The organism is Achromobacter maghribensis, assembly GCF_057334215.1.
The window spans coordinates 1-7669 of the sequence record NZ_JBHFII010000033.1 but is presented as its reverse complement, the minus strand read 5'-3'; the positions used below and the strand labels follow the sequence as shown (position 1 = coordinate 7669).

General features: G+C 65.8%; 8 protein-coding genes. 6 read left to right on the top strand and 2 right to left on the bottom strand.

Annotated elements, in window-relative coordinates; all coding sequences use genetic code 11:
- Positions 1-136: 136 nt before the first annotated feature.
- From ACE039_RS13615 to ACE039_RS13600, 4 genes are read left to right on the top strand one after another with little or no spacing between them, the layout of a single operon-like run.
- Positions 137-1195, top strand: coding sequence for an ABC transporter substrate-binding protein (locus tag ACE039_RS13615; RefSeq protein ID WP_105559427.1), 1059 nt, complete (start codon positions 137-139; stop codon positions 1193-1195).
- Positions 1195-1965: an ABC transporter ATP-binding protein gene (locus tag ACE039_RS13610; RefSeq protein WP_485822602.1), complete on the top strand. Its 771-nt coding sequence runs from the start codon at positions 1195-1197 to the stop codon at positions 1963-1965. The genes ACE039_RS13615 and ACE039_RS13610 overlap by 1 nt, the downstream gene beginning before the upstream one ends.
- A gap of 13 nt (positions 1966-1978) precedes the next feature.
- On the top strand, positions 1979-2833 hold the full coding sequence (locus ACE039_RS13605; protein ID WP_105559429.1) for an ABC transporter permease: 855 nt from the start codon (positions 1979-1981) through the stop codon (positions 2831-2833).
- A gap of 40 nt (positions 2834-2873) precedes the next feature.
- The gene (locus ACE039_RS13600) at positions 2874-3653 is read left to right on the top strand and encodes an SDR family oxidoreductase (protein ID WP_313464274.1); all 780 of its coding nucleotides are present in this window, start codon (positions 2874-2876) and stop codon (positions 3651-3653) included.
- Positions 3654-3657: 4 nt separating this feature from the next.
- On the opposite strand, the gene ilvB is transcribed toward ACE039_RS13600, so the two are convergent.
- Positions 3658-5484, bottom strand: a complete 1827-nt coding sequence (gene ilvB, locus ACE039_RS13595) for a biosynthetic-type acetolactate synthase large subunit (protein ID WP_485822605.1) — start codon at positions 5482-5484, stop codon at positions 3658-3660.
- 93 nt (positions 5485-5577) lie between these two features.
- Between ilvB and ACE039_RS13590 the strand changes: the two genes are divergently transcribed.
- Complete coding sequence (locus tag ACE039_RS13590) at positions 5578-6048, top strand: Lrp/AsnC family transcriptional regulator (RefSeq protein WP_105559432.1); 471 nt, start codon at positions 5578-5580, stop codon at positions 6046-6048.
- A 7-nt stretch (positions 6049-6055) separates the two neighbouring features.
- On the opposite strand, the gene ACE039_RS13585 is transcribed toward ACE039_RS13590, so the two are convergent.
- A complete protein-coding gene (locus ACE039_RS13585; RefSeq protein WP_485822601.1) occupies positions 6056-6976 on the bottom strand; it encodes a bestrophin family protein in 921 nt (306 codons plus the stop codon).
- Between the two features lie 103 nt (positions 6977-7079).
- Here ACE039_RS13585 and ACE039_RS13580 point away from each other — a divergent pair, with 103 nt between their 5' ends.
- On the top strand, positions 7080-7628 hold the full coding sequence (locus tag ACE039_RS13580) for an SET domain-containing protein (protein ID WP_485822600.1): 549 nt from the start codon (positions 7080-7082) through the stop codon (positions 7626-7628).
- Positions 7629-7669: the final 41 nt, after the last annotated feature.

Sequence of the window (7669 nt, the reverse complement as noted above, 5' to 3'; positions counted from 1 at the left end):
CCCCCCCCCCAAACCCAGCCCCCTTGCAGAAGCCCGTCAACGCCCGGACAACCCGGGCGTTTTTCATTGTTGGCCGGCAGACGCTGGGGTATTGTTTACGCCAAACAGCTGCAACCAACCAACGTCCGAGGAAGACATGACCTACCGCCCCGATTTCTCCACCCGCCGCCGCGTGCTGGCCGCCGCCGGGGCGTTTGCCGGCGTCAGCCTGCTCAATGGGCGCGTGGCGTTCGCGCAGCCCAAGCTGGGCCGCGTCGTCTACGGACAGGGCAGCATCGATCCGTTTTTCGCGGCCGGCTACGTGGCGCTGAAGAAGGGCTATTTCGGTGAAGGCGGCCTGGACGTGGAGTACCTGAATTCGCAAAGCGGCCCGCGCACCAACCAACTGCTGGCGGCCGGCCAGATCGCGTTCGGCGCCACGGCGGCTACCGCCGCGCCCGCGCTGACCATCGCCGGCAAGGCCGCGACCCTGGTGTTCGGCTTTGACCGCAAGCTTACGTATGCCAATGTCATTGTTCGCCGCGAAGACTTCGACAGCGGCAAGATCAAATCATTGAAGGACCTGGCCGGCAAGCGCGTCGGCGCCACCCAGCCCCAGTCCAGCACCTGGTTGATGGCGCTGTACCTGATGCAGAAAGCGGGCGTGGCCGACAAGGTCGACATTCGCCCCTTGGGCGACCTGGCCACGATGCTGGGCGCGCTCAAGACCGGCTCGGTGTCGGCCAGCATGGCCACCATGTCCATGATGGAACAAGCCCGCCAGGAAGGCTGGGGCGTGCCGATTTTCGACGCCACCACCGAAAGCTCATGGAACGAATTCATGGGCGGCGACGTCCCTGGCATCGCGGCGCTAACGCTTGAAGACACCATCCAGAAGCGCCCTGAAGTCGTGCAGGCCTTCGTGACCGCGATGGTCAAGGCGCAAGACTTCATCACCGCCACCAGCGCCGCCGGCATCGCCGACGTCATCTACGACGACTACCTGAACGCCTTTCCGCGCGCGGCCATCGAGAAGACGCTGGGCGTCTACAAAGACACCGTGTTCCTGAAAGACAACCTCATCACCGAAGACGCGTACAACCGCATGACGGCCATCATGGGCGACGGCCGGCAGTTCTCGAACGACGAGATCAAGACGGTGCCCTATGCCAAATGCGTGAACATGGGCTTCGTGCGGAAAGCGCGGGGCCTGTGATGATCACGCTGGACAGGGTCGGCAAAGCCTACCAGTCGCGCCAGGGCACGACGCACGCGGTGGGCGAGGTCAGCCTGACGGTCGAACAGGGCGAATTCGTGTCGATCGTCGGCCCCTCGGGCTGCGGCAAGAGCACGCTGCTGAACATGATCGCCGGCTTCCTGCGCCCCACCACCGGCACCATCCATGTGGATGGGAGGTTGGTGGACGGACAGGTGCCGCCGGCGCTGGGCTACATCTTTCAGAAAGACACCTTGCTGCCCTGGTTCAGCGTCAGGAAAAACGTGGCCTTGGGCTTGAAGTTCCAGGGCGTGGCCGCCGATAAAATCGAACGCCGCGTGGCGGAGCTGCTTGAACTCGGGCACCTGGGCGCCTTCGCCGACGCTTTCCCGCATCAATTGTCGGGCGGCATGCGACGGCGCGTGGCGCTCTTGATGAGCCTGGCCGTCGAGCCCCGCATCCTGCTGCTGGATGAACCCTTCGGCGCGCTGGACACCCACACCAAGACGCACCTGCACCGCGAACTGATGGAGATCTGGCGCAAGCTGGGCCAGACCATCGTCATGGTCACGCACGATCTGGACGAAGCCATCCTGCTGTCGGACCGCGTGGTGGTGCTGTCCGGCCCGCCCAGCCGCGTGCTGCTGGACGAACGCATCCGCATCCCGCATCCGCGCGACGTCTTCACGCTACGCGAAACGCCTCAGTTCGTCGCCCACGTGCAAAGCCTCTGGAGCGTGCTGGGCCAGCAGTTCCGCGCCGCCGCCTGAATCCCCTTGCGCCATGATCCCGACTGAAACCTCCGATTCCCTGCAGGACCAGCTGCGGTTGGACCGCCGCGCCGCCATCGCCCGCCGCGTGCGCATCACCGTGTGGCAAGTGCTGATCCTGGCCGTCATCCTGGGCGCATGGGAGACGCTGACGCGCATTCCTTGGTTTACCCAGAACACGCTGTTCGACCCTTTCTTCATCAGCCAGCCGTCGCGCGTGGCGGTGCGGCTGTGGCAATGGCTGCAGCCCGGGCCGCGTTCGGTCTGGCCGCACCTGTGGCTGACGCTGCAGGCCACCATGGTGGGGCTGGTGGTGGGCGTGGGCAGCGGCTTCATCGTCGGCATGACGCTCAGCCGCAGCCGCTTCCTGGCCGACGTGTTCAACCCCTTCATCGTGGCGTTCAATTCCATGCCGCGCATCGCCTTCGTGCCGCTCATCACCATGTTCTTCGGGCTGGGCCTGGCATCCAAGGTGGTCACATCCTGGTTCGTGGTGTTCTTCCTGGTGTTCTTCAACACCTACAAGGGCGGCCGCAGCGTTGAACGCGAACTGGTGGATTTCTGCCGCACGCTGGGCGGTTCGCCGCGCCAGATCCTGTGGCGGGTACGCATCCCGACCGCCGCCGCGTGGACCTTCGCCGCCTTGCCCAACGCCATCAGTTTTGCGCTGATCGGCGTGGTGCTGGCGGAATTCGTGGGCTCCACCACGGGCATGGGCTACCTGATGATCACCGCGCTGGCCACGTTGAACGCCACCGACATGTTCGCGGCCGTGACGCTGTTGTCCATCGTGGGCATCGCGCTGGTTTATTGTGTGACCTGGCTGGAACGTCGCCTGCTGCACTGGGCGCCAGAGTTCAGGGAATAGCGAGGCTCGCCCCGACGCGCGGGGCGATGGAGAATTGACTTTGAAGACACTACCTTATCTGCGTAACTTCGACCTGACCGGACAGGTCGCGCTGGTGACCGGGTCCGCGCGCGGGTTGGGCTTCTGCATTGCGCGGGCGCTGGCGGGCTGTGGCGCGCGCGTGCTGATCAACGGCCGCAACGCCGCCGCCGTGGATGCCGCAGTGGCCGATCTGGCGGGCTCGGGCCTGGACGCCCATTCGTTGCCGTTCGATGTCAGCGACGACGCCGACATGGCGCGCGCCTTCCAGCGCATCGACGACGAACACGGGCGCCTGGACGTACTGGTCAACAACGTGGGCGCGCGCAATCGCAAGACCTTGCGCGACACCACGCCGGCCGAAATCCGGGAATTGATCGATACGGACCTGGTCGCCGGGATGCTCCTGGCCAAGTTCGCGGCCGAACGCATGGTGCGCCAGGGCGGCGGGCGGCTGATCGCCATCACGTCGGTGGTGGGTGAACTGGCGCGCGCGGGCGACGCGGTCTATCCCGCGGCCAAGCAGGGGCTGACGGGGATGGTGCGCGCGTTGGCGGCGGAATTTGGCGGCCATCACATCACCAGCAACGCGATCGCGCCAGGCACGTTTGCAACGGAAACGAATGCGGCCATGGTGGCGGACCCGAATTTCGGCCCGCGCATCGCCGCGCGCAACCCCACTGGCCGCTGGGGCGAGCCCGAGGAAATCGCCGGCGCGGCGGTGTTCCTGGCGTCACCCGCCGCGTCCTATGTGAACGGACACGTGCTGGTGGTGGACGGCGGCCTGTCGATTCAGTTCTAGGCGATCAGGTCGTCTCGTCCTGGTACCAGACGCCTTCGGCCAGCATCATCTTCTGGTGGCCGTGACCGGCCGGCATCATCGGGAAGCAGTTTTCCTGCGCCGACACCGCCACGTCCAGGAAATAGGGGCCGTCATGCGCCAGGCATTCGGCCAGCGCGGCCTCCAGCTTGGCGGGGTCGTCCACCCTTGCCGCGCCCCAGCCGAACGCCCGCGCCAGCGCCACGAAATCGGGCAAGGACGCGTTGTAGCTGTGGCTGTAGCGCCCGCCGTGGATCAGTTCCTGCCACTGGCGCACCATGCCCATGTAGCCGTTGTTGCACAGCACGACCTTCACGGGCGTCTGGTGCTGCATGGCCGTGGACAGTTCCTGGATGTTCATCAGCACCGACGCATCGCCGCTGACGCACACCACCGTCTTGTCCGGGTGCGCGACCTGCGCGCCGATGGCGGCCGGCACGCCATACCCCATCGTGCCGGCGCCGCCTGAAGTCAGCCAGCGGTTCGGCTTGTCAAAGCGCAGGTACTGCGCCGCCCACATCTGGTGTTGGCCCACGTCGGTGGAGACGATGGCGTCGCGGCCCGACAACGCGTCGTTCAGGCTGGCCATCAAATGCTGGGGCAGAATCGCGTCGGCGGCGGGCGTGAAGCCCAGGCAATCCTGGCTGCGCCACGTGTCGATGCGCTTGAACCACGGCGCCAGACGCGCCGCGTCCATCGGTTCTTCGCCCAGCTCGGCGCGCAATGCGCGCACCAGCGGCAGGCAATCGCCCACCAGCGCCACATCGACCCGCACGACCTTATTGATCGAGGCCGGATCGATATCGATATGGATCTTGCGCGCATGCGGGCAGAATTCGGAGATCTTGCCGGTGATGCGGTCATCGAAGCGGGCGCCGATGCAAACGACCAGATCGGCGTTGTGCATCGCCAGGTTGGCCTCGACCGTGCCGTGCATGCCCAACATGCCCACGAACTGCGGGCTGGACGCCGGGAATGCGCCCAGGCCCATCAGGGTGAGCGTGCAGGGCGCACCCGTGTGGCGGACCAGATCGGCAAAGGCGTCGCAGGCGTCGGGGCCGGCGTTCACCAGCCCGCCCCCCCCGTAGAAGATGGGCCGCTTGGCCTGCGCGATCAGCGCGGCCGCGCGACGCACCGCCGATTGCGGCAATTTGGGCGCCAGCTTGCCCGACTGGCGGCGCGCACGCAGCGCGGCCAGCTTTTGCTGCGAGGGCAGACCGGACGCGTCGTCGTCCGCATCGCGCGGCACCGCCAACTGCACGTCTTTGGGAAAGTCCACCAGCACCGGGCCGGGCCGGCCCTGGCGGGTCAGCTCGAACGCCCGGGCCACCACGTTGGCCACGTCGTCCACCGCGCGGATCTGGGTATTCCATTTGGTCACGGAACGCGAAATGCCGATGGCGTCGCATTCCTGGAACGCGTCCGTGCCGATGGCCGCGGTGGCCACCTGGCCGCTGACGCACAACACCGGGATCGAATCGCACATCGCGTCCAGCAAGCCGGACGTGGTGTTGGCCATGCCGGGGCCGGATGTCACGAACACCACCCCCGTGCGACCGGTGCTGCGGGCATAGCCCTCCGCCGCATGCACGGCGGCCTGTTCATGGCGCACCAGCACGTGGCGCAGGCGCGGTTCCGCATACAGCGCGTCGTACAGCGGCAGGACCGCCCCCCCGGGGTAGCCGAACACGGTGTCGACGCCGTGCGCAATCAGCGTATCGAGCAGAATCTTCGCCCCGTTCGAAACGGGGGCTTCAGTGGCGGCAAGCGCGGCGGCGGCGGTGGGGTGCAGGCGATCGTTCATGCTATCTATCTTATTCGTAGCCTGGAAGAATTTTTATCTTCTTTTCCACGATTCCGGGCCAGACGGAGTAAATTTATCTTCGATTTGGAGGAATCAAAGAAAATGAACCTGGACAAGTTTGACCTGGCCATTCTGAAGGTACTGCAAGAGAACGCGCGCGCCAGCCTGAACGATATCGGCGCGGCGGTGGGCCTGTCGTCCACGCCCTGCTGGAACCGCATCAAGCGCATGGAAAGCGCCGGGGTGATCCGCGGCTACACCGTCGACATCGACCCGGCCAGCCTGGGTTTCATGGACACGGTGATCGTGCACGTGACGCTGGAAAGCCACAGCGAGGAAACGCTGTACGAGTTCGGCCGCGCCCTGGCGGCCATCCCCGAAGTGCTGGAAGCCTTTCTGGTGTCGGGCGACTACGACTACTACATTCGCATCGCCGTGCGCGACACCCGCGACTACGAACGCCTGCTGCGCGAACAGCTCTACCGCATCCCCGGCATCCGCCACAGCAAATCCTGCTTCGTACTGCGCCGCCTGAAGGAAACCATGCTGCCGCTGATGGGGCCGGCAGGATGACCCGCGCTTAGCGCAGCACGTAATCCACGGGCGCGGCGGCTTCCGGCAACGGACGCACGCCCAGGCCTTCCAGCAGGTCGATCTCGATCACGCGGGCCAGCGCCGACAACGGCAGGTCATTTTCTTCCAGGCCGAACGGGTCTTCCAGCTCGTCGCCCAGCGCGTCCAGCCCGAAGAAGGTGTAGGCGATGATGATGACCGCCACCGGGGTCAGGTATTCCAGCGTGCCCACCAGCCCGAACGGCAGCAGCAGGCAGAACAACCACGCCGTGCGATGCAGCAACAGCGAATAGGCGAACGGGCAGGGCGTGAACTTGATGCGTTCGCAGGCAGCCTGGATGGCGGCGCATTGCGCCACGCGCTGGGTCAGGCCTTGATACAGGATGTCGCTGAGTTCGCCGCGCCGCAGACAGGCCGCCAGATCGCGGTTGATCGCCATGAGCAGGGCGTCCGGCACATTGCGGCAACCGGCCAGCGTGTCCAGCTCGTCTTGCTGCACCCAGGGGCGCACCGCCTCGACCATGTCCTGCCCGCGCAAGCGCGCCGCCAGGCCGTACCCAAAACCGATGCAGCGCCGCACCAGCCGTTCCTGCACCGGATTGGCCGTGCTGGCCGCCAGCAGCACCGCGCTTTCGCGCGCCAGGCTGCGCGCCTGCACGATCAGATCGCCCCATTGCTTGCGGGCTTCCCACCAGCGGTCATAGCAGACGTTGTTGCGAAACCCCATGAAGACCGACAGCGCCAGGCCGAAAAGCGAGAACGGCACCGCGGTCAGGTGCGCGGGCGAAAACAGCTGGTGGTGGTACATCCACACCACCACGCAGGCAAGCAGCGTGATGACGATGAGCCTGCTGAAAATGCGCGGGATGATGGAGCCGCGCAAAATAAAGAACAAGGCCAGCGCAGAGGGACGCGGACGGACGATCATGATGAATATCAAGTAAGGATGAGGCGCGCCCACTATACGCCTGTCGTCCTGTCAAAGACGCGTCGATATAATTCTGTTTCGTCTCACCGCCACCCACGCCTCCATGACCACCGAAGACACCCCGATCAAGCCCTGGCATGTCGTCCGCCGCTCCAAGCTGCACGGCAACGGCGTCTTCGCCGCCCGCAAGATTCCCGCGGGTACCCGCATCATCGAATACGGAGGCGCGCGCATCAGCGCCAAGGAAGCCGACCGCCGCCACCCGACCAATCCGGACGATCCCTTCCACACCTTCTTCTTCGCGCTCAGCTCCGGCCGCGTGATCGACGGCGGCGACGAAGGCAACGACGCCCGCTGGATCAACCACTCCTGCGAACCCAACTGCGAGGCGCAGGAAGGCAAGCACGGCAAACGCGTCTACATCGTCGCCCTGCGCGACCTGCCGCGCGGCACCGAACTATCGTACGACTACGGCCTGGTCCTGGACGGCCGCATCACCAAGGCGCTGAAGGAAGGCTACCGCTGCCTGTGCGGCACCCCCCCGTGCCGCGGCACGATGCTGGCGCTGCCAAAAAAGAAAAAGAAGAAAGCGGAGAAGCCCGCATCGGAAAACGTCGTGGAAGCGGCCAAAACCGCCGCCCCGGCAAAGTAGCCCCCCCAGCCGACGCGCAGCGCCCCCCGCCCCCGTAAGAC